13 protein-coding genes and 1 pseudogene are annotated in these 20,331 nt (G+C 63.3%); 5 read left to right on the top strand and 9 right to left on the bottom strand.

The genetic code is table 11. The features are described from left to right. Positions 1-139: 139 nt before the first annotated feature. From SH809_19750 to SH809_19715, 8 genes are all read right to left on the bottom strand, one after another. The gene (locus tag SH809_19750; GenBank protein ID MDZ4701954.1) at positions 140-787 is read right to left on the bottom strand and encodes a thymidine kinase; all 648 of its coding nucleotides are present in this window, start codon (positions 785-787) and stop codon (positions 140-142) included. 47 nt (positions 788-834) lie between these two features. Beyond that, a complete protein-coding gene (locus SH809_19745; GenBank protein ID MDZ4701953.1) occupies positions 835-1,617 on the bottom strand; it encodes a tetratricopeptide repeat protein in 783 nt (260 codons plus the stop codon). 1 nt (position 1,618) lies between these two features. Then, on the bottom strand, positions 1,619-3,520 hold the full coding sequence (locus SH809_19740) for a BatD family protein (protein ID MDZ4701952.1): 1,902 nt from the start codon (positions 3,518-3,520) through the stop codon (positions 1,619-1,621). Positions 3,521-3,530: 10 nt separating this feature from the next. Then, entirely contained in the window at positions 3,531-4,376 is an 846-nt protein-coding gene (locus SH809_19735; GenBank protein MDZ4701951.1) for a hypothetical protein, read from the bottom strand. A 13-nt stretch (positions 4,377-4,389) separates the two neighbouring features. Further along, positions 4,390-5,445, bottom strand: a complete 1,056-nt coding sequence (locus SH809_19730) for a VWA domain-containing protein (GenBank protein ID MDZ4701950.1) — start codon at positions 5,443-5,445, stop codon at positions 4,390-4,392. Between the two features lie 126 nt (positions 5,446-5,571). Further along, positions 5,572-6,558: a VWA domain-containing protein gene (locus tag SH809_19725; GenBank protein ID MDZ4701949.1), complete on the bottom strand. Its 987-nt coding sequence runs from the start codon at positions 6,556-6,558 to the stop codon at positions 5,572-5,574. 36 nt (positions 6,559-6,594) lie between these two features. Then, positions 6,595-7,614, bottom strand: a complete 1,020-nt coding sequence (locus tag SH809_19720; GenBank protein MDZ4701948.1) for a hypothetical protein — start codon at positions 7,612-7,614, stop codon at positions 6,595-6,597. A gap of 29 nt (positions 7,615-7,643) precedes the next feature. Continuing rightward, on the bottom strand, positions 7,644-8,555 hold the full coding sequence (locus tag SH809_19715; GenBank protein ID MDZ4701947.1) for a DUF58 domain-containing protein: 912 nt from the start codon (positions 8,553-8,555) through the stop codon (positions 7,644-7,646). A 114-nt stretch (positions 8,556-8,669) separates the two neighbouring features. Here SH809_19715 and SH809_19710 point away from each other — a divergent pair, with 114 nt between their 5' ends. From SH809_19710 to SH809_19695, 4 genes and pseudogenes are all read left to right on the top strand, one after another. Then, a complete protein-coding gene (locus tag SH809_19710) occupies positions 8,670-9,632 on the top strand; it encodes a S1/P1 nuclease (GenBank protein ID MDZ4701946.1) in 963 nt (320 codons plus the stop codon). A gap of 195 nt (positions 9,633-9,827) precedes the next feature. Then, complete coding sequence (gene clpB / locus SH809_19705; protein MDZ4701945.1) at positions 9,828-12,467, top strand: ATP-dependent chaperone ClpB; 2,640 nt, start codon at positions 9,828-9,830, stop codon at positions 12,465-12,467. Between the two features lie 420 nt (positions 12,468-12,887). Next, entirely contained in the window at positions 12,888-16,496 is a 3,609-nt protein-coding gene (gene smc / locus SH809_19700) for a chromosome segregation protein SMC (protein MDZ4701944.1), read from the top strand. 145 nt (positions 16,497-16,641) lie between these two features. Next, a pseudogene (locus tag SH809_19695) lies at positions 16,642-17,862 on the top strand (IS3 family transposase). Positions 17,863-17,869: 7 nt separating this feature from the next. Here the strand turns inward: SH809_19695 and SH809_19690 are convergent. Continuing rightward, positions 17,870-18,943, bottom strand: a complete 1,074-nt coding sequence (locus tag SH809_19690; protein MDZ4701943.1) for a Gfo/Idh/MocA family oxidoreductase — start codon at positions 18,941-18,943, stop codon at positions 17,870-17,872. Positions 18,944-19,162: 219 nt separating this feature from the next. Here SH809_19690 and SH809_19685 point away from each other — a divergent pair. Beyond that, a partial coding sequence (locus SH809_19685) for a cation:proton antiporter (protein MDZ4701942.1) occupies positions 19,163-20,331 on the top strand: 1,169 nt, incomplete at its 3' end.

Here is a 20,331-nt window from a genome sequence, read left to right as displayed (position 1 = left end):
GCTGAACGGGAGTACGTGCTGGCTGCGCGGGGAGGTGATGCTGCCGATGGCCGGTTCGCAGGCAACTTAGCGGGGGATAGCCTTACCTGCAAGCGAAAAAGGAGCTAAATGGTCTGCGGCGGCGGCCGTCGTCCACCCCTCATTCATTAGCGGTATCCGCGTTTCGCGCATGCGGCCGGTCTGTGTTGGCCTCGCCCGATTCGGCGGGCCGGAAGCAATGCCGGCAGCGTGGTTCATAGGCCTCCTCGGCGCCGAGGAGGAGGCGATTGGAACCGGCGGCGATCCGTTGCGAGTGATTGGCCGGCGACCCGCAGACGACGCAGACGGCGTGCAGTTTGGTGACGTATTCGGCCACGGCCATCAGCTGCGGCAGCGGCTCGAAGGGCTGGCCGGTGTAGTCCTGGTCCAGCCCCGCCACGATCACGCGGGTACCCCGGGCGGCGAGTTGCTCGCAGACCGACACGAGCTCGAGGTCGAAGAACTGCGCTTCGTCGATACCTACCACCTCCGCCTCCTGCGTGAGCAGGAGGATCTGAGAGGCGGTATGGACGGGTGTCGAGATGAGTGAGTTTTCGTCATGCGAGGTCACTTCCACCTGGCTGAACCGGTTGTCGAACGATGGCTTGTAGATTTCGACCCGTTGCCGCGCGAAGCGGGCGCGGCGGAGCCGGCGGATGAGTTCTTCGGTCTTGCCGCTGAACATCGAGCCGCAGATCACTTCGATCCAGCCCGTTTCTCGGTTTCGGTGCAGGGCGATGGGTTCCATGGGCGCCGCTTTCTCGTGCATGGTGGGGGCGTAAGGGTAACGGCGCGAGCCGGGAAGAGGAACACGGGTTATACATCCGCCAGGTCGCCGGCATCCACCCACCCCCGTGCCCCGTTCGGGAGGCGAACTTCCACCCAAGGCTCGGCGTTGCCGAGGATCTCGACGAGCAGGCCTTCGTGGACGGTTAGCGCGACGGCGGCGTTTGGCGTGGGGGCGTCGCGCAGCGCCGATTGCGGGGCCAGGACGACGGCCATGTGCCGGCGTTCGGCCTGGATCGATGCGGCGAATGCGGCCCCCAGCAGCACCAGGGCCCCCAGGGCAGAGACGGCGAGCAGGCGCCGCAGCCAGGGATTACGGGATCCCCGGCGCACCCGGAAAGCCAGAAGGCCCAGGACAAGCGCATACACGATCATACCCGGCCAGAAGAGCCATCTGCCGGCGGTGCGCGCCACAAACGAGTCCCAATAAACTACCCAGATGGGCCGCGGGACGCGGGAGAACTGGTCGACCGTGCGTGCCCGGGCGATGCCGAGGCTGTGGAGTAACTCATGGCTTTCCGGCATAAGCAGCCGGCTTTTTTCGTAATAGCGGATGGCCTGCCCCAGCTCGTCCAGCCGGAAGTAGGCGTTGCCGATGTTGAAGTAGAGGACGCCACTTGTATACCCGAGATCGAGCGCCCGGGTGTAGGCGGTGATGGCCTCGGTATACTGTCCGTCTCGGTACAGCTGGTTGCCGCTGTCAAAGGCCATGATGGCCTCGCTCACCTGGGCGGACGCGAGCCGGCCCGGCATCGCTAGAAGCCCGACGAGTAAGATCGCGATCAGATGCATGCCGTGGAACGCGAATCGCATATCAGGCTGTTAATTCGGAGTTTAACTGGACGATGATCTGGCTGGCCCGGTCGCAGGCCGTGTTCATCGCCGCCTGATCGGGCGGGACGGGGGCGAACCGTACGCGATCACACTCCTGAATGAGATCCAGCACCTGCTTCCGCAACGCTGGCGACGCCCCGTTGCCTTCCAGCGCCTGGATCAGCTGCTGGTAGGTGAGCCCGGTTTCCGCCACATTGAGTCGGTTGCCGATAAACGAGCGGACGGCGCGTTCGACTTCCTGATAAAAGCCCCGCGAATCCTGACGGGAACGCAGCGTCATTGCGCCATGCAGGTGTTTGCGCGCGAGCGGGTGGGCGCTTCGGTTGCGGGCCAGGCGCTCGTCCCCGGCCAACGCCTTCGTACGCGCCGTGTAGACATGTAAGGCCGCGAGCCCCGCCAACGGCAGGAGCAGCGCCAGGTAGACCAGCGGATTCCGGTGGAGCGGTTGGCGGTGGAGTGGTCTCCAGTCGCTTGCTTCCGGAAGAATGCCGGCGATGTCGTCCACCGGCAGGCCCATCGCGGATGTCATCGCCGCGACCGGTGTCGAGGCGTTCCCGGTCACGCGCACCGTCACGGCTTCGGGCTGTATCCTCTCGTACTGCCTGCGCGCCGTGTTGAAATACGTCATCTCCACCTGCGGGATCTGAAACGACCCATTCGAGCGGGGGATCAGGACGTAGGTCAGCACCTTGGTGCCGTTGATCCGATTCCCGTTCCGGTTGATCGCTGTCCGGATCTGTGGGTCGTACTGTTCAAACACCCCGGGCGGGGTAAAAAGCGGGGGCTCGAGTGTGGCGATGTTGCCGGTGCCGGAGATCCGTAATTCGACCTGGATCGGCTCGCCGACTTCCACATCCTGCCGATCCACGCTGGCCTCGATGTGGAACGTTCCCACCGCGCCGTTAAACGACTCGGGCGCGCCGGCCGGGAGGGGCTCTACGTTGATCGTGATCGGTGGGGACGACACCACGACGGGTTCGTAGCGTGGGCTGAAGCTAAAAAACTGGTCGAAGGGATTGGAGGATCGGGTGGGGACGAAGGCCTCGGCTTCGATCTTCAACGGGTCGATCTGAAGTGTGCCGGCCCGGGTCGGGAATACGGCGACGCGCTTCAACACGATCGTGTTGTAACGGAGTCCTTTTTCGACGACGGTCTGCGGAATAGGCCGGCGTTCGACATCCAGCTCCTCGCGCCAGAACCCTTCGGCATCCCATGAGTCGGCCAGCCGGCTCTGACGCAACTGCATGCCCTCCCGGAAGTAGAGCTGGTATTCGATGTGGATCTGCTCGCTCTGATAGACGGACGAGGCGCTCGGGATAACACGGATGAAAATATCGTCCTTTCCGATCGACGCCGCCGGCGGGGTATCGTCTGGCGTGGTGGTGGGGGGATTAAACGGGTCGATCAGGCGCGTCCGTGCGTTTCTCCGGGCCGTGGCGGGGCGCTGTGATTGCGGGATGATTGTCACGGCGATGGGCGCGGTCCGGTACGTCTGCCCCTTGACGACCACGGCGGTTTCACCGATACGCGCCGGCCCTTCGCGGCTCGGGCGGTAGCGCCATTCGAATGAGACGCTCTGGCTCAGCTGGCCATTGATGACGCTGGTGCTCATCTGGGTGCTGGGGGCGGTCTGGAGGAGCGTGAGGCCCTCGGTCCGCGGCGCCTCGGGGCGGGCGACATCGCTCGACGACGCGTTTTCGATCTGGATATTGTAGGCCAGGATCTCTTCCGTCCCGATGGTGCTTTCGCTGACAAACGCCTGGACGCGCACGGTCTGGGCGTGCGCGCCGGCGGCGCCCACAAGCCACAGGGCTAGGCCCGCGATCAGGCTGCGGAGAGGGACGGATGGCAATACGCGTATCATCGCGAGCGTGTGATGCATGTGGGGCCGGCTACCAGTCTTTTTCGACCGCGCGCGGACGCGTTTGGGGCTTGAGTACCTGGCGAAGCAGATCTTCCTCTTCATTCTGGAGCGCCTGGAGGATGCGCTCGGCTTCTTCACGGCTCAGCTTGTTGGGGTCCGGCGTCTGCTGTTGTTGCTGCTGCTGTTGCTGCTCCTCCTGCCGCTGACCGTCGTTCTGCTGTTCGCCCTGCTGCTGTTGCTGCTGATTCTGTTCGTCCTGGTTCTGCTGGTCGCCTTCCTGTTGATCCTGGTTCTGCTCGTTCTGCTCTTCCTGGTTCTCCTCGTCCGAATTCTGCTGTTGCTGCTGTTGCTGCTCCTCCTGCTGCTGTTCTTCGAGCCGGCGTTTTACATACTCGAAATTGAACTTCGCGTCCTCGTTGCCGGGGTCGGCCAGGAGCGACTGGCGGTAATAATCGAGTGCGGATTCGAGGGTCGGCTGTTCCGGTCCGGTGCCGTCCTGAGGCGCATCCACGGGCGGAGGCGCGCCCTGGGCGCCGGCGTTGCTGGCGGCGGTGTAGACGGTGTTGCCGGCGTTGTAGGCGGCTCGGCTTACGTCTTCGCGCGACCCGGCCATCCCGATGGACTGGTCGAACGCGTGGCTCGCGTCGTCCATCTCGCCCATTCGGAAAAGCGTGGCGCCGAGGTTATTCCACAACCCGGCCGTCACGGCATCCGGTGGCGCGCCTTCCTTCTCCGCAATGCCGTTACGGTAGGCGGCCGCCGCCTGAGGCAGAGCGTCTTGCTCGTAGAAGTCGTTACCCCGCCGGCCGGCTTTCGAGCCGTCGCCGGGGCCAAGCTGAATAAAGGCTAAGAAGAGTGCAATTCCGTACGTCATGGCGATGGTGCCGTCAAACAGTGGCTTTCGGGAGTTCGATGCCTGTAGCGGCCGGCTTACGCCGGTCGCTCACGAAGCGTTCGAGCGTGAGCAGCAGGAGTCCCAGGACGAGGGGCCACTGATACTGTTCCTCATACTCGGCGAACTCTTCCGCGCCGAACTCGGTCTTTTCTAAACGTTGCAAACTCGCCGTTATTTTCGGGAGAGAGCTGGAGGTGCGGGCGATGCGAAAATAGGCGCCGTCTTCCGCCAGCTGCTGGAGGCTTCCCTCCTCAAGTTGCGTGCTGACCACACGACCGCGGCGATCCTTCTTGAAATCGATACGCCGGCCATTTCGATACACCGGGATGGGCACACCTTCCGTTTCCCCTACGCCGGCGGTGAAGACGACGATGTTTGCTTCCCGCGCCTGGGTGAGGACCTGCTCCAGATTGGCGATGTGGTTTTCCCCATCGGAGACGATGAGGAGCGCCCGGGTTCGATCTTCCGTCGACGCGGCTTCGTCGGTGTTGACCCCGCCCTTGAAGGCCTGGATGGCCATGTTGAGGGCAGCGCCGAAATCGGTACCGGGGGTCGGGATGAGGGAGGGGTCGGCGACGTCGAGAAAGAGACGGATGGCACTGTAGTCTGTAGTAAGCGGGCACTGGATGAACGCGTCGCCGGCGAAGGTGACCAGGCCGACGCGATCCCCCTGGAGCTCGCTGAGCAGTTTCTTGACCTCGTTTCGTGCGCGGTCGAGCCGGTTGGGCGCCACGTCCTCGGCCATCATCGACGCCGAAACGTCGAGCGCGACGACGAGGTCGATGCCCTCGCGCTTGACTTCGCGGAGCTGGGTGCCAAAGCGCGGTCCGATGAGTGCGACGGCCAGGAAAAACACGCCCAGGGCGATCAGGCCGGCTTTCCACCGCCGGCGACGGCTACTTACCGTGGCCGCGAGGCGCGCCACCAGCGGCGCATGACCAAACGCCAGCACCCCTTTTCGGCGCTGCCAGGCCGCCCACAAAAAAAGCAGCACCGCCACCGGTACCGCCACCAGGCTCCAGACAAATTCAGGGTGTAGCCAATTCATGGTTGCAGGTTGGCAGGTTGGCAGGTTGGCAGGTTGCAGGTTGCAGGTTACAGGTTACAGGTTACAGGTTGGTGGAAGTCTCAGAAAAACAAACCTGTAACCTGTAACCTGCCAACCTGCAACCACCTACGGAAACCGCCTCAATCGGGTGGTGGAAAGCAGGATTTCCAGCAGCAGGAGGGCGAAGGCAGGCCAGAGGAAGGAGGCGTATCGCTCGGTGTGATCCGTATAGATTCGCTCTTCTACTTTTGTTTTTTCTAGTTCGCCGATTTCATCGTAGATCGTGCTCAGGGCTTCTTTGTTTGTCGCCCTGAAGTATTTCCCGCCCGTGTTCTCGGCGACCGAGCTGAGCATCTCTTCATCGATCTCGACCGGCACCATGCGGCGCTGCCGGCCGGCGAAGGGGTGGTCGATGATAAACGGGGCCTCGCCGTGTGCGCCCACGCCGATGGTGTACACACGAACGCCGACTGCCTCGGCGACATCGGCGGCCGTCACGGGGTCGATCTCGCCGCGATTATTCTGGCCGTCGGTGAGTAGGATGACGACCTTGCTTTTGGCGTCGGTCTCCTTCAGCCGGTTGACGGCCATGGCCAGCGCCGTGCCGATGGCGGTGCCGTCTTCGATGACGCCCACTTCCACTTCGGCGAGCATCTGCTGCAGGAAGCTGTAATCGAGCGTCAGCGGGGCCTGGGTGAAGGCCTTGGCGGCGAAGACGACGAGCCCGACGCGGTCGGACACGCGGCCCCGGATGAACTCGCCGGCCACTTCCCGCGCAGCCTCGAACCGGTTCGGCTCAAAATCCTGCGCGCGCATGGAGGTGGATGTGTCCAGTACCATGATGATGTCGACCCCTTCCGCGAACCGTTCGACGATGGTGTCACGATCCTGGGGACGGGCGAGGGCGAGGATGGCCAGGGTAAGGGCGCCCAGGCGGAGCAGGATGGGGAAGCTGCGGAGATAACTCCATGCGGACCGCGGCGCGGCTTTCGCCCCGGCGATGTTGCTGAAGCGGAGGCCGGATGTGTTGCGTCGCGCACGCCAGTATTCCCAGGCGCCGACCAGCGGCACCAGGACGAGCATAAAAAGCCAGTAGGGTTGCGCGAATTCCATGGAGGTGTTTCCTGGGCCTGTCGTACGCGGGGTACGTCAGGCTGGCGTCGATGCGGGTTCGGTCTCCGGTGACGCTGGGGCCCGGGGGGGTGTCAGCGTCCCTTCGATCGTTTCGATCAGGGCGCGCGTACGGACCAGCGCCTCCTGGCCGACATGCGGCGGAGGCAGCAGATCCGCAAACTTGACGAGGTCCATCACCCGGAAAATCTGCTGTGCCCTGGGCAGCACATTGTCCGGGATGACCTTCGCTTCGGCGCGACGCTTCAGCATGGCCGTCAGCTCGAAGGTGGTGGATTCCATCGCCGGCATCCGGAGCCGGCGCGAGAAATAGATGCGGAGGATCTCGGACAGCTCGACATAATACGGTTTGATACCCTTGAGATCGTTCAGATCCGCACGTTTTTGCAGTTCACCGAGCCGGCGCATCGCATACACGAACGGTGCTTCGACGGGCACAGGGACCGCAGCCGCGGCGGGTGCTGGCGGCGGTGTGCGATTCAGATAGCGGTAGGCCGCGTAGCCCAGCCCGGCCAGCACCGCGGCCGCCAGTACCCAGGGCCACACCGCCACCGGGAAGGTGGCCAGCGGAGCGAGGTTTCGGATGCCCTCGGCCTCGGCCGGCACGAGGGACCGGACCGGCAGAAGAAGCGCGTCCGTGTCCACCTGGAGGGTGTCGGGGCCGTTCACAAAATAAAGCGGCAGGGTGGGGACTTGCGCTGTGTCCAGGGCGAAAGTGGTCACTTCGTACAAGACGCTGTCCTGCCGCCGGCCGCCCGGCCCTTCGAGGAGGCGGGAATAGACCTCGGACGCAGCGATCACTTCCAGGTCGCCAAACGCCTCTGCGGCTTCGGCGGGCGGGAAGTGCGGCGTCGTCTCGCCGGCGTGGTCGGCCACGATGGAAAGCGTGAACCGGTCGCCGACGGAAACCGTGTCCCGGGAGACGTACGCGCGGACATCCTGCGCGGCGGCCGGCGCCGGCGAGACCGCGCCAGCCAGCACGATGGCCATGAGCCAACCCGTCAGGCTCCTGAATACGATGTTCAACAGTGGCGACATGTCCGGTATTCTGGGCGGGTGTGACCCCGTCATCTCTTTTTGCTCCTACGACGGAAAAACTGGATCAGCGGCTCGACATACCCTTCGTCGGTGGCGATTCCAACCCGATCTACCCGGAGCCGGCGCAGCAACTCGACCGTTTGCGCCTGATGCGTGCGCGCGTGCCGGGTGAAGCTCTCGCGAGCGGCGGCATGGCGCGTGTCGAACGTAAACGTTTCGCCCGTTTCGGCGTCCGTCAGGTCAACCAGACCCAGCGCGGGCAGTTCCTCTTCCCGAGGGTCCTGCATGTGGATGGCGATCGTGTCGTGCCGCGAGGCGACGGCGCGCAACGGCCGCTCATACGCGTCCGCCATGAAGTCGCTGATCAACAGCACGATCGAACGCCGCTTCAGCACGTGGAGCACGCGGTTCAGAGCCGCGCTGATGTTGGTGCCGCGGTTGCTCTGCGCGTGTGCGTAGAGGTCGCGAATCATACGCAATACGTGCCGCCGGCCTTTTTTGGGGGGGATAAACAGCTCCACGTCGTCCGAAAACAGGATCATCCCCACTTTGTCGTGATTCCGGATCGCGCTGAACGCGACGATGGCGCATATCTCGGCCGCGATCTCGCGCTTGAACTTGTACTGGGTGCCAAAATCCTCCGAGCCGCTGACATCGACGAGCAGCATCAGCGTTTGCTCGCGCTCCTCTTCGAACTTCTTGATATGCGGGCTGCCGGTCCGCGCCGTCACGTTCCAGTCGATGCTGCGTATGTCGTCGCCGTACTGGTACGGACGCACCTCGGCGAATTCCATCCCCTGCCCTTTAAAGGCCGTGTGGTACTCGCCGCCGAAGACGTCTTCCACGAGACCCTTGGTTCGGATCTCGATCTGGCGGATTTTTTTGAAAAGCTCTTTCAGGTCCATGGCACGAAAATAGGATAACGCGGCGTTGGGTTCCATGTATGAACGCGCACTATTTTACGATTTGTATAACGATGGTGCAGAAACCCGTCCGGAGCCCACACGTTCGTTTACCCTGCGTTCCCGGTTCCACCCGCTCCGTATCGCGACATCATGCCCATTTCCCTTCATGCCGCGCCGGCCGGCCTACGCCGTGGCGCCCCGCGCCTATCCCTCTGGCTGGTTCTTCTGATCGCCTATGCCAGCCTTGCGCCGGCTCCCGCGGCGGCCTGGAGTAGCAACGGCCACATGTTGATCGCGGCACTCGCCTACCGGTCGCTTCCATCCGATCGGCAGGCCGCCTGGGCCGCCCTGCTGCAGCATCACCCGGAATACGACGCCTGGCAGCAGGACTTCGACGCGCTGGGGGTGGAGATGGCGGTCGGCGAATACCTGTTCATGCGCGCGAGCGTCTGGCCGGACCAGATCCGCCGTCGCGGCAACCCCTACGACCACGCCACCTGGCACTACACCAACTTCCCCCTGGTCCCGGATGCGTTTGCCCTGGCGGAGACACTCACGCCCGAGAACGATGTGTTGTTCGGGATCCAGGAGTCCGTCCGGGTGCTCGGCACCGTGCGTGCGGATGCCGTGGACCGCGCCGTCCATCTCAGCTGGCTCGTACACCTCGTCGGGGATCTCCACCAGCCCCTCCATGCGGCCACGTTGGTCAACGACGTCTACCCCGAGGGGGATCGTGGAGGGAATGATTTCTTCGTTCGGCCTCGCTCGAACCGCGCCGGCATGAACCTGCACGCCTTCTGGGATCAGCTGCTGGGCACGTCCGGCGATGTGCGCGAGGTGCGTAATCAGGCCACCCTACTGGGCCGCACCTACACGCGGCCGGCACTGCTGGAACTGCGGGAGGCCACGGACGCCCACGGCTGGGCGCTGGAGAGCCGGCAACTGTGCATCGAGGCCGTCTACCTGAACGGCACTCTAGCCGGCGAAGTTGAAACCGGCCGCGACCAGGCCCCTGTGCTGCCGGACGCCTATCCGATGCGGGCCAAACAGATCGCGGAACGCCGCGCCGCCCTCGCCGCCTACCGGCTGGCGGACGTCCTGGCCGATCTCTGACGTCCCTTCCTGCCACCGAGTAGCGCCGTCGGGGCGTTCCATGCCAGGAGCGGATGCCGGGGCCGGCCGTTCGTGACCATACAAGGGTTTCAGGCTGTCAATCTGTCACGTTGTGCCCCGTGGTATGCTTTTCGTGTGGTGGGGATAGATCGCGAACCCGATCGCGAGTGCTTCAACAGACCGCGTGCGTAGGCCATGAACTTGCAGAAATTTACGGTTAAGGCGCAGGAAACCGTCAAGCGCGCCACCGAAATCGCCGCTTCCAACAACCACCAGGGCGTCGAACCTGTCCATCTGCTCAAGGCGTTCCAGAGCGACTCGGCGGGCGTCATCCAGTCGATCTTTAATAAGCTGGGCGTCAACGCCGGCTTCCTGGAGGTCAAGGCCGATCAACTGATGGCCAAACTGCCCGTCGTCACCGGCTCCAGCGTGTCGGGCCAGTTCATCGGTCAAGAACTCAAAAAAGTGTTCGACCGCGCCCTGGCCGAGGCGGAAGTGCTCAAAGACGAATACGTCGCCAGCGAGCACCTGCTCATCGGCCTCGCCGAAGGCAAAAATGAGCTCGGCGCCTTCCTGCGCGAACAGGGGGTAGATAAAGAAAGCATCCTTGGGCGACTCAAAGATATCCGCGGCGGCCAGCGCGCCTCCGACCCGCATGCGGAGGACCGATACGATGCCCTCAAGCGCTACACGCGCGACCTGAACGACCTCGCCCGGAAGGGGAAAATCGACCCCGTGATCGGGCGCGACGAAGAGATTCGCCGCGTGCTCCAGATCCTCTCGCGCCGCACCAAAAACAACCCGGTGCTGATCGGCGAACCCGGCGTCGGCAAAACCGCCATCGCTGAAGGCCTCGCCATCCGCATCGTGCAGGGCGACGTGCCCGAGAGCTTGAAGTCGAAGCGTATCCTCGCGCTCGACCTCGGCGCGCTCATCGCCGGCGCCAAATACCGCGGTGAGTTCGAAGACCGCCTCAAGTCCGTGGTGAAGGAAGTGACCGACTCGGGCGGCGAGCTGGTCTTGTTCATCGACGAGATCCACACCCTTGTGGGCGCCGGCGCGGCCGAGGGCGCCGTCGACGCGGCCAATATCCTCAAGCCTGCCCTCGCCCGCGGCGAGCTGCGCGCCATTGGCGCCACGACGCTCGACGAATACCGCAAATACCTCGAAAAAGATAAGGCCCTCGAGCGCCGGTTTCAGACGGTGCTCGTCGATGAACCCAGCGTCGAGGATACGATCTCCATCCTGCGAGGCATCAAGGACCGCTACGAGGTGCACCACGGCGTGCGCATCCTGGACGGCGCCATTGTCGCGGCCGCGGAACTCAGCCACCGGTATATCACCGCCCGATTCTTGCCGGATAAGGCGATCGACCTCATCGACGAGGCCGCCGCGCGGCTTCGGATCGAGATCGACTCCATGCCCGAGGCACTGGATGACCTCGAACGTCAGATCCGGCAGCTCGAAATCGAGCGTGAGGCCGTGAAACGCGACGGCGCCGGCGACAACGCCAAGCTGAGCGCCATCAACGAGGAGCGCGCCAACCTCGAAGAGGCGCGCAACGAACTGCAGGTCCGCTGGCGGCAGGAGAAAGACCTGATCGTCACGATCCAGCAGGCGAAGGAAGAGATCGAAGGCCTCCGCACCGAGGCCGAGAACCTGGAGCGGAAGGGGGACTACGGAAAGGTGGCCGAGATCCGCTACGGCCGCATCCCCCAGCTGGAAAAACAGGTCGGTGAAGCCAAGTCGTCCCTCGACGAGGTACAGAAAAAAGGGGCGCTGCTAAAGGAGGAAATCGACGCCGAGGACATCGCGGCCATCGTTTCGCGGTGGACCGGCATCCCGGTGTCGCGGATGCTGGAGAGCGAGCGCGAGAAGCTGTTGAAGATGGAAGAAGAACTCGCGCGCCGGATCGTTGGCCAGAAGGATGCACTGGAGGCTGTTTCTAACGCCGTGCGCCGCGGGCGCGCCGGCCTGCAGGAGGCTTCGCGGCCCATCGGCTCGTTCATTTTCCTGGGCACCACCGGCGTCGGCAAGACCGAACTCGCCAAAGCCCTCGCCAGCTTCCTGTTCAACGACGAGCAGGCGCTCATCCGGATCGACATGAGCGAATACCAGGAGCGGCACACCGTGAGTCGGCTCATCGGCGCGCCCCCGGGGTATGTCGGCCACGAGGAAGGGGGGCAGCTGACCGAGGCGGTCCGCCGCCGGCCCTACGCCGTCATCCTGCTCGACGAGATCGAGAAGGCGCACCCGGAGGTGTTCAATATCCTTCTGCAAGTACTGGACGACGGCCGGCTGACCGACAATAAGGGCCGAACGGCCGATTTCAAGAATACGATCATCATCATGACGAGCAACCTCGGCTCCGAGGTCATCCAGGAGCGCATCGACGCGCTCGACGGCGACCTCACGCCGTCGGCCGAGGCGCGGCTGCAGGATGAGCTGATGGCGCTGCTCAAAAAACGGCTCCGCCCCGAATTCCTGAACCGGATCGACGAGGTGGTCATGTTCCATCCGCTCCGCAAGGAAGAGATCCGCCGGATCGTCGAGATCCAGTTTGCGCGCATCCAGCGGATCGCCGCCCAGAGCCACCACATCACGCTGCAACTCACCGGGAGGGCTATGGACTGGCTGGCCGCCGGTGGGTTCGACCCCGTCTTCGGCGCCCGGCCCCTCAAGCGCGTCCTCCAGCGCCAGGTGGAGAACAAACTCGCCGAAGAGCTGCTCTCGGGCTGGATTCAGGAAGGGGACACCGTGCTGATCGACCTCGCGGGGGATAAATCCGGTCTTACGTTCGAAATCGAAAAACACCCGGAAGTGGTCGAGGCCTAGGAAGGCTTATGGTTCGAGGTTCGAGGTTTAAGGAAGATGGTCCTTAAACGTTGAATCTCGAACCATAATCCTATGTGTGGAAACCGAGCCAGACTCGAGCTGCAACTCATTAAAAAACTGGCACTTGCCCGGTGTGCAAAAGGGGGCCTAAAAGTTGTGGAAAAACGGTGTGGAAGTGCGCCGGCCGCGGATAGTACCATGGGAGGTTCAAGGATTATGGTTTAAAGTTCAAGGTTCAAGGTTTAAGGTTTAAGGACCCTTTCCCTTTCCCTCTCTCTTAAACCTCAAACCTTGAACCTTGACCTATAAACCGCCCCCCCTCCGGAGCCCTCTGCTTCCGGGGCGATCCTTGTAGTAGGCGAGTAGAACGCCCTCTCTTGGAGCCGCCCCGCGGGGCGCGTCCCTCAGCTCGAGCACGCCATGTATCTAAGCAAGTTATCCATGCACGGGTTCAAGAGCTTCGCGCAGAAGACGGAGCTCGCGTTTGACCCGGGTGTGACGGCCGTCGTGGGCCCGAACGGGTGCGGTAAGTCCAACATCGTCGATGCTGTGCGGTGGGTGACGGGCGAACAGCGTTCGCGCATCCTGCGGTCCGAGAAGATGGATAGTGTGATCTTCAACGGCACGGCCCGCCGGCGCCCGCTCGGCATGGCCGAGGTGACGCTGACGATCGAAAATACCCGCGGTATCCTGCCCACCGAATACGCCGAGGTGACGATTGGCCGGCGCCTCTACCGCTCCGGGGAATCCGAGTACCTCTTGAATGGCGTCCAGTGCCGGCTGAAGGACATCCTGGATCTCTTCATGGACACGGGCATGGGCCCGGGCGCCTACTCGGTCATCGAGCTGAAGATGATCGAAGAGATCCTCTCCGAAAATACCCAGGAACGCCGGCACCTGTTCGAAGAGGCCGCCGGAATCACGAAATACAAACTGCGCCGGACGCAGGCCTTGCGCAAGCTGGACGGCACGCAGGCCAACCTGACCCGCATCCGCGACCTCACGGACGAGATCGGGAAACGGGTGCAATCCCTCAAAAGCCAGGCGGAAAAAGCGGCCCAGGCGCGCGAAGTGCAGACACGCCTGCGCGAACTCGAACTTTCCCTCGCTCAAATCGAACTCAATCGCCTGCGCTCGCTGGAGGAGAAGTTGAGCAAGGAAACGCAGCAGCTGAAGGACCAGATCGACGTACACACCGCCGAAGAGTCCCGCGAGGAAGCGGACATGGAGGCGCTGAAGACGGAACTGGTCGGCCAGGAAAAGGCACTCTCCAGCCGGCAGCAGGATCTCAACCAGCACCTCGAGAAGGTGCGCTCCCTGGAGACGGAACGCCGGCTAGCGCTCGAGCGCATGGATACGGCGCGGCGCAACCTCGAGCGCGCCCACCGCGAGCAGGAAGAGGAGGCAAAGCGTATTCACGAGCTCCAGGAGCAGGTCGAAAAGCTCAAGTTCGACATGACCGAGGCGCAGCCTGTGCTCGAACGCGCCCGACGGATGGCGACCGAGGCGAAAGCCGAAAGCGAAAACCGCAACGCCCGCGCGAAAGAGGCGTGGAAAACCGCGCAGTCCCACCGCGACGCTGAAGAAGCGGCCGAGCGGACCCGCGTGGAGCAGCGGCGGACGATGGATCGGCTCGCAAGTCGGATCGAACTCGTCGAGCACGACCTCGCCGGCGTCCACGAGCAGGCCGCGGCCCTCGATGCCGGCGTGGCCGCGGCGCTCAGCCGGCGCGACCAGCTCGCCGCGGGCCTCGAACAACACCGGCAACTGCTCGAACAGGCGCGTATCGCCCAGGGCGAAGCCGAACGCGCCCGGGCGGACATGCAGCAGAAGCATGACAAGGCGATGGAGGAGCTGCGGCGTATCGAGCGGCAGTACGACGCCGTCTCCGCCGAAGCGCAACTCCTCGAAAGCCTCATATCGTCCTATGAAGACCTCTCCGAAGCCGCGCGTTACCTCGCAGAAACGGACGGGTGGACGCTTGACGACCTTACGACGGTCGCCGACGTGATCGGCGCGGAAGCCGAGCACAGCCGCGCCCTCGACGCTGCGCTCGGGCCCTATGCGTCGTGTATCGTCGTCAAAACCGAGGCCGAGGCGCGCCAGGCCATCGCGCTCCTGCGCGCCGGGCAGAAGGGGCGGACGAACATCATCGTCCTCTCACGCATCAAGAAGCCGATGCACTCCATCGAGATCATCGAGGAGGCGGCCGACCGAGGCGCGCGCCCGATGACGGACATCGCGCGGGTGCGGGAGCCGGCGTATCAGACGCTCTGCCAGACGCTGCTCCACAACTGCTTCCTCGTCAACTCGCTCGAACACGGCCAGGATCTCCTGGATACGATGGAGGAGATGGCGACGATGCTCTACGACACGGCCCTGCCGCTCCGGTATTACGCGCCGTCGGGCGAGTGGCTGGATGCCCGCGGCATCCTGTGTGGCGGCAGCTCGCGCGGCGACGACTCCGTCCGCACCGGCCGGCTCCAGCGCCGCGAACAATTCGAGGCCGCCGTCGAAAACCTGAAGAGCCTCAAGGCGGCGCTCGAACAGAAACAGCGGGTGTCCCAGCAGGTGCGTCAGGCCCTGGACGTTATCCCGGTCGACGGCAACCGCCAGGCCCTCCGCGAGGCCGAACAGCGCTACAACGAAGCCGAGCGGATGCACAGCCGCGTCCACCACGAACATCGCGCCGCCGAACAACGCCGCGATGAACTGGCGGACCGGATCGAGGGGATGATCGAAACGGTCACCTCGGGGCGCGTCCAGGTCGCCACGCTCCAGGAACCGGTCAGCGAACTAGAAGCCCGTGTCCAGGCCCTGCGGATCGAACGGGTGGCCTCCGAAGAAGCCTTCCGTGTCGCCGAAGCGGACAACCGTGAGGCGCTCAACAAATACAACGACGCCAACCTCGCCGCCGTCCAGGCGCGCAACCACTTCGACAACGTCAGTCGCGACGTCGATCGGAGCAAGCAGGACATCGGGCATCTCCAGGGTAGGCAGCAGGCGCGCGAACAACATGTCGCGTCCCTGAAACAGATCATCGAAGAAAACCTGGCCGCGAAAGAGAGCTACGATCTCCAGATCAAGGACCTCTATTCACTCCACGCCGACCTCGAAGCGGCGGTCTCGGAGGCCGAACAGGATCGAATCGAAACGCAGGAACGCATCCGCAACCTGGAGCTGCGCCTCCGCGCCCTGCGCCAGAGCCGCGAACAGGGCCTGCGCGAGGAAACCCAGCGCGCCGTCCGCCTCACTGAAGTCCAGACCAGGGCGACGGACCTGGCCAAAAATGTACTGGAGGATTATGAACGTTCGCTCATCGACGACCCCGTCGCCGTGCCGGCCGACTTCGACGACAAGGCGGCCCGCCAGGAGGTCCAGTCACTCCGCGCCCGCCTCCGCGCCATGGGCTCGATCAACGAACTGGCCCTCGAAAGCTACGAGGAAGAAAAGGAGCGCTTCGAGTTCATGAGCGCCCAGCGCAAGGACCTCGAAGAGGCCGAAAAGACGCTGCTCAACACGATCACCGAAATCAACGTCACGGCGGCGGCCTGTTTCGACGAGACCTTCCAGCAGGTGCGGATGAACTTCGCCCACCTGTTCTCCACCCTCTTCGGGAAGGACGACACCGCGGACCTCATCCTGACGGACCCCGAGGACCCGCTCGAGTCGCCCATCGAGATCGTCGCCAAGCCGAAGGGCAAACGTCCGAGCGCCATTTCGCAGCTATCCGGTGGTGAAAAGACGCTGACGGCCACCGCGCTGCTGTTCGCCATCTACCTCGTCAAGCCCAGCCCGTTTTGCATCCTCGACGAAGTGGATGCCCCGCTGGACGAGGCGAACGTGGAGCGGTTCATGCAGCTCATCCGCGAGTTCTCGGGCAACACGCAGTTCATCCTTGTTACGCACAACCGCCGCACGATGGAACTGGCCGACCGCCTCTACGGCATCACGATGCAGGAGCAGGGCGTCTCCAAACTCGTCGGCGTTAAGTTCGACGAACGAGTGACGCTTGTTGAAGAGGAATAGGGTAAAAGGTAAAAGGTAAAAGGTAAAAGGCAAAAGAAGTGAACTAGAAGTGCTGTAGGTATCTGGGTACAGTGCACCTTGTAGTGCACCCCCCGCGTGAGACAAAATCTTGGTAGATTAAGGTGTGCCCCAAACAGACACTCCCATGATCCAATCAAGACGATCCTTCTCGAGGGATTTCAAAGTCAAGGTTGTCAAACAGCTCGAGGCTGGCGACACGGTCGCATCGCTTGCGCGGCGCCACCAGCTTCATCCGAACGTGATCTACAACTGGGTGAAGCAGTACCGCAAGGGCCCCGAGAAGGCGTTCCATCGTCGCAAGAGCGAGGCCAACCCGGAGGCCGAGCACATCGCTGAACTTGAACGAAAGGTCGGTCAATTGACGATGGAGAACGACTTTTTAAAAAAGCTCATGCATCGGCTCGATCAGAACTAACGACCTCGACGAAGGCAATGATCTACACCGTGATCCAGCAAGGGAGCAGCACCTGCAAGGCGCGCATCGGCGCGCTCTGCGAGCTCGGCGGGGTAAGCCGCGCGGGCTACTATCGCTTCCTGGGCCGCAATCCAAAGCCAGAGCCGGATATGGCGCTGCGTGATCGTATCCAGCGTATTTGTCTGGACCACACGAGCTACGGCTATCGCCGGGTCACGGCGGCGTTGCGGCGCGAGGGCTTCCAGGTCAATCATAAACGCGTTTTGCGGATGATGCGGGAGGATAACCTGCTCTGTTTGCGTAAAAAGAGCTTCGTGGCAACCACGAACTCCAATCACGGCTTGCCGGTATATCCGAACCTGGCCGGGCAAATGGCACCTACCGGAATCAACCAACTCTGGGCGAGTGACATCACCTATATCCGGCTCGGACACGCCTTCGTCTACCTGGCCGTTGTACTCGACACCTATAGCCGCAAGGTCGTCGGCTGGGCGCTCTCGAACCATATCGACACTGAGCTGACGCTTCAAGCCTTGCGAGTGGCGCTACGAAAGCGGACCGTCCGCCCTGGCCTGGTGCACCACTCGGACCGCGGGGTTACGGCGATTGAAGATCGCCTATGCGGCCAAGGACTACGTCGCGCTGCTGCGGGAGCACGGCATTCGCATCAGCATGAGTCGGAAGGGCAATCCGTACGACAATGCACAGTGCGAACGCTTCATGCGAACCCTCAAGTACGAAGAGGTGTTGATCAACGAATACGAAGATCTGGCCGATGCACGAGCGAACATCCAACGATTCATAGAACGAGTGTACAACAAAAAGCGGCTTCACTCCGCCCTGGGCTATCGCCCACCGGACGAGTTCGAAGCCCTTCAACAACCCCAAAACGAGTGCACCTTAATCGAAACTGAAATTGTCTCAACGTAGGGGTGCACTACACCTTTTCCCTTTTCCCTTTTCCCTTTTCCCTTTTACCTTTTCCTCGTTTTCCGCCTGAGCCATCGCGTTGACGATGCGGATGGCGTCTACGATCACTTCGGGGCGCGTTTCGGCCGGCGCGCCCTGGCCGTGCATCGCCTGGTAGAAGGCCTCCCACTGGTACGTGGCGCCAACGGGTTTGGGGAAGATGTCGGGGATAATAGGGGGGGTAGGCGCGGGGGCCGGTGTGGAGTTGGACGGACTTACGCTGCGGCTCGCCGGCCGCGAAGGGCAGGTCCTTGCGGACGATCGTACCGCGCTCGTAGCCCACGGTGAGTGTGTCCGGATACGCGGCGCCGTCGTCGATGCAGAACGAGGCGAAGATGCTGCCGAGGGTGCCGTCGGTAAAGCGGAGGATGAGCATGGCGTTGTCCGCCGTGGGCCGGCCGGTGAACAGGCGCGACGTGACCACCTGGACGGATTCCGGCTCGGCGCGTCCGGCCATGAGTTGCACGAACTCGTTGATGGCATATATCCCCAGGCGGAACAGCGGCGCGGCGGGGCAGCGCTCGGGGTCGTCGTACCACGAGCCATCAGCCTGTTCGCGGTAGTTGCACCAGGTTTCCCAGCGGAGCGCGACCGGCCGGCCGAGGTCGTGCGTGGCCTCCAGCTGTTTGATCCGGCGGAGGTCCGGCTCGAGAAACGGCCCGGGCGAGTTCAGGTGGATGGTGCGGCCGAGCGCCACGGCTTCGCGGAGGACGGCGGCGGCCGCCTCGGGGTCGCGCTCGAACGGCTTTGTGGTCATCACGTCGCGGCCGGCGCGGATGATCTGGCCGAGGAGGCCGGCCCGGCCGGCCGGGCCCGTAAACAGCCCCACGGCCCTGATAGTGTCGTCCGCCAGGAGGTCTCCGAGCGACGAATACGCTGGGACGCCGTATCGCTCGCCGGCGGCGCGGGCGCGGGCCGCATCGGCGTCGCAGACGGCGCGGAGCTCGAACCAGGGCTCGGCAGGTCCGCCGAGGAGTTGCGTTTCGATTACGTTGGCCCCAAAGTTGAGACCGACGATGCCCAGTCCGGCGCGTGGTTGCATGCGTTTCGGTTGTTCGGGTGATGGCGGGTTCGTAAGTCAACCAGAGCCCCGTAATGGGTTCCTGTCTCTCCAGCGATGGGCTAAATTAAGGCCTTCAGGCCCTTTTTTGCATCGACGCGTGGATACTTTCCTTGAAACGGATTACCCTTACGTGCCGGCGCGACACGGGTCCGTCGTGTGCGTCCAACCGAGTAAGCACCAAGCAATGGGAGGTTGATCGTGACGGAATACTTCCTACTGGGGCTGGCGGCGATCGTCGTCCTTGGCGTTATGGCTCAATGGCTATCATGGCGTTTCAAGATACCATCCATCCTGCTCCTGCTCATTTTCGGCTTTTTGGCCGGCCCCGTGACAGGGCTGCTGGATCCTGAGCGCCTTCTGGGCAACCTCCTGTATCCCTTTCTTTCACTGACGGTCGGGCTGATCCTTTTTGAAAGTGGGCTCCATTTCCGGCTGCAGGACATTCGAGAGTCGGGCAAGGTGGTCCAGCACCTGATTACCATCGGGTTGGCCGCCACCTGGGCCATGGTGGGGGTAGCCGCGTATTATATCCTCGGGTTGGACCTCAACATGGCCATCTTGATCGGGGCCTTGCTTTCGGTCACCGGGCCCTCGGTGGTCGTCCCGCTGTTGCGGCATGTGCGCCCGCAGGGCCGGGTTGGGGCGATCGGGAAGGGGGAGGGGATATTTAACGACCCGATCGGCGCGATCATCGCCGTCCTGGTGCTCAAGACGATCGTGTTCCTCAATGAGCCCATCATCGGCGGCCTCGAGGTGAGCAGCATGAGCGAGGCGTTCGTACACGCCGGCCTCGGCCTCTTGCTCATCCTCTTCGTGAGCATCGGGGTGAGCGTCACGTGTACGGGGTTGTTGTACGTACTGCTCCACAAGCGCCTCGTGCCGGATTACCTGAAAAACGCGGTGGCGATCACGGTCGTGGTGGGTGCGTTTTCGGTCTCGGAAGTGCTCCGAGAGGAGTCGGGTTTGCTTACGGCCGTGTTGCTCGGCATGGCCATCGCCAACCTCCAGTACGGCTCCGTCCCCCGGCTCTCCCAGTTCAAGGCCGATGTGCGGGTGTTATTGCTGGCGGTGGTTTTCATTCTGTTCGGCGCCCGGCTGGACATCACTGAGCTCGGATTCATCAACCAGAACACCCTCCTGTTCCTGGCCGCGCTTCTGTTCATCGTGCGCCCGGTGGCCGTACTCCTCTCCGCCATCGGCACCCGCATCACCTGGCGCGAGCTGCTGTTCCTGTCCTGGATGGCGCCTCGGGGCATCGTGGCCGCCGCGCTGGCCGCCGTGTTCAGTTTCCAGCTGGAAGCCATCTTCCCGGAGGCCAGCAGCGGCATCGTCCCGGTCGTATTTATGGTGGTGATCGGCACCGTGGC

This window comes from Rhodothermales bacterium, assembly GCA_034439735.1.
Classification (GTDB): Bacteria; Bacteroidota; Rhodothermia; order Rhodothermales; family JAHQVL01; genus JAWKNW01.
This window is presented reverse-complemented; position numbering and strand designations above follow the sequence as displayed.

What these genes read in the sequence shown, in the direction of transcription:
- SH809_19750 (MDZ4701954.1), bottom strand. Translation starts at nt 787, where the DNA reads ATGCACGAGAAAGCGGCGCCCATGGAACCCATCGCCCTGCACCGAAAC.
- SH809_19745 (MDZ4701953.1), bottom strand. Translation starts at nt 1,617, where the DNA reads ATGCGATTCGCGTTCCACGGCATGCATCTGATCGCGATCTTACTCGTC.
- SH809_19740 (MDZ4701952.1), bottom strand. Translation starts at nt 3,520, where the DNA reads ATGCATCACACGCTCGCGATGATACGCGTATTGCCATCCGTCCCTCTC.
- SH809_19735 (MDZ4701951.1), bottom strand. Translation starts at nt 4,376, where the DNA reads ATGACGTACGGAATTGCACTCTTCTTAGCCTTTATTCAGCTTGGCCCC.
- SH809_19730 (MDZ4701950.1), bottom strand. Translation starts at nt 5,445, where the DNA reads ATGAATTGGCTACACCCTGAATTTGTCTGGAGCCTGGTGGCGGTACCG.
- SH809_19725 (MDZ4701949.1), bottom strand. Translation starts at nt 6,558, where the DNA reads ATGGAATTCGCGCAACCCTACTGGCTTTTTATGCTCGTCCTGGTGCCG.
- SH809_19720 (MDZ4701948.1), bottom strand. Translation starts at nt 7,614, where the DNA reads ATGTCGCCACTGTTGAACATCGTATTCAGGAGCCTGACGGGTTGGCTC.
- SH809_19715 (MDZ4701947.1), bottom strand. Translation starts at nt 8,555, where the DNA reads ATGGAACCCAACGCCGCGTTATCCTATTTTCGTGCCATGGACCTGAAA.
- SH809_19710 (MDZ4701946.1), top strand. Translation starts at nt 8,670, where the DNA reads ATGCCCATTTCCCTTCATGCCGCGCCGGCCGGCCTACGCCGTGGCGCC.
- clpB (MDZ4701945.1), top strand. Translation starts at nt 9,828, where the DNA reads ATGAACTTGCAGAAATTTACGGTTAAGGCGCAGGAAACCGTCAAGCGC.
- smc (MDZ4701944.1), top strand. Translation starts at nt 12,888, where the DNA reads ATGTATCTAAGCAAGTTATCCATGCACGGGTTCAAGAGCTTCGCGCAG.
- SH809_19690 (MDZ4701943.1), bottom strand. Translation starts at nt 18,943, where the DNA reads ATGCAACCACGCGCCGGACTGGGCATCGTCGGTCTCAACTTTGGGGCC.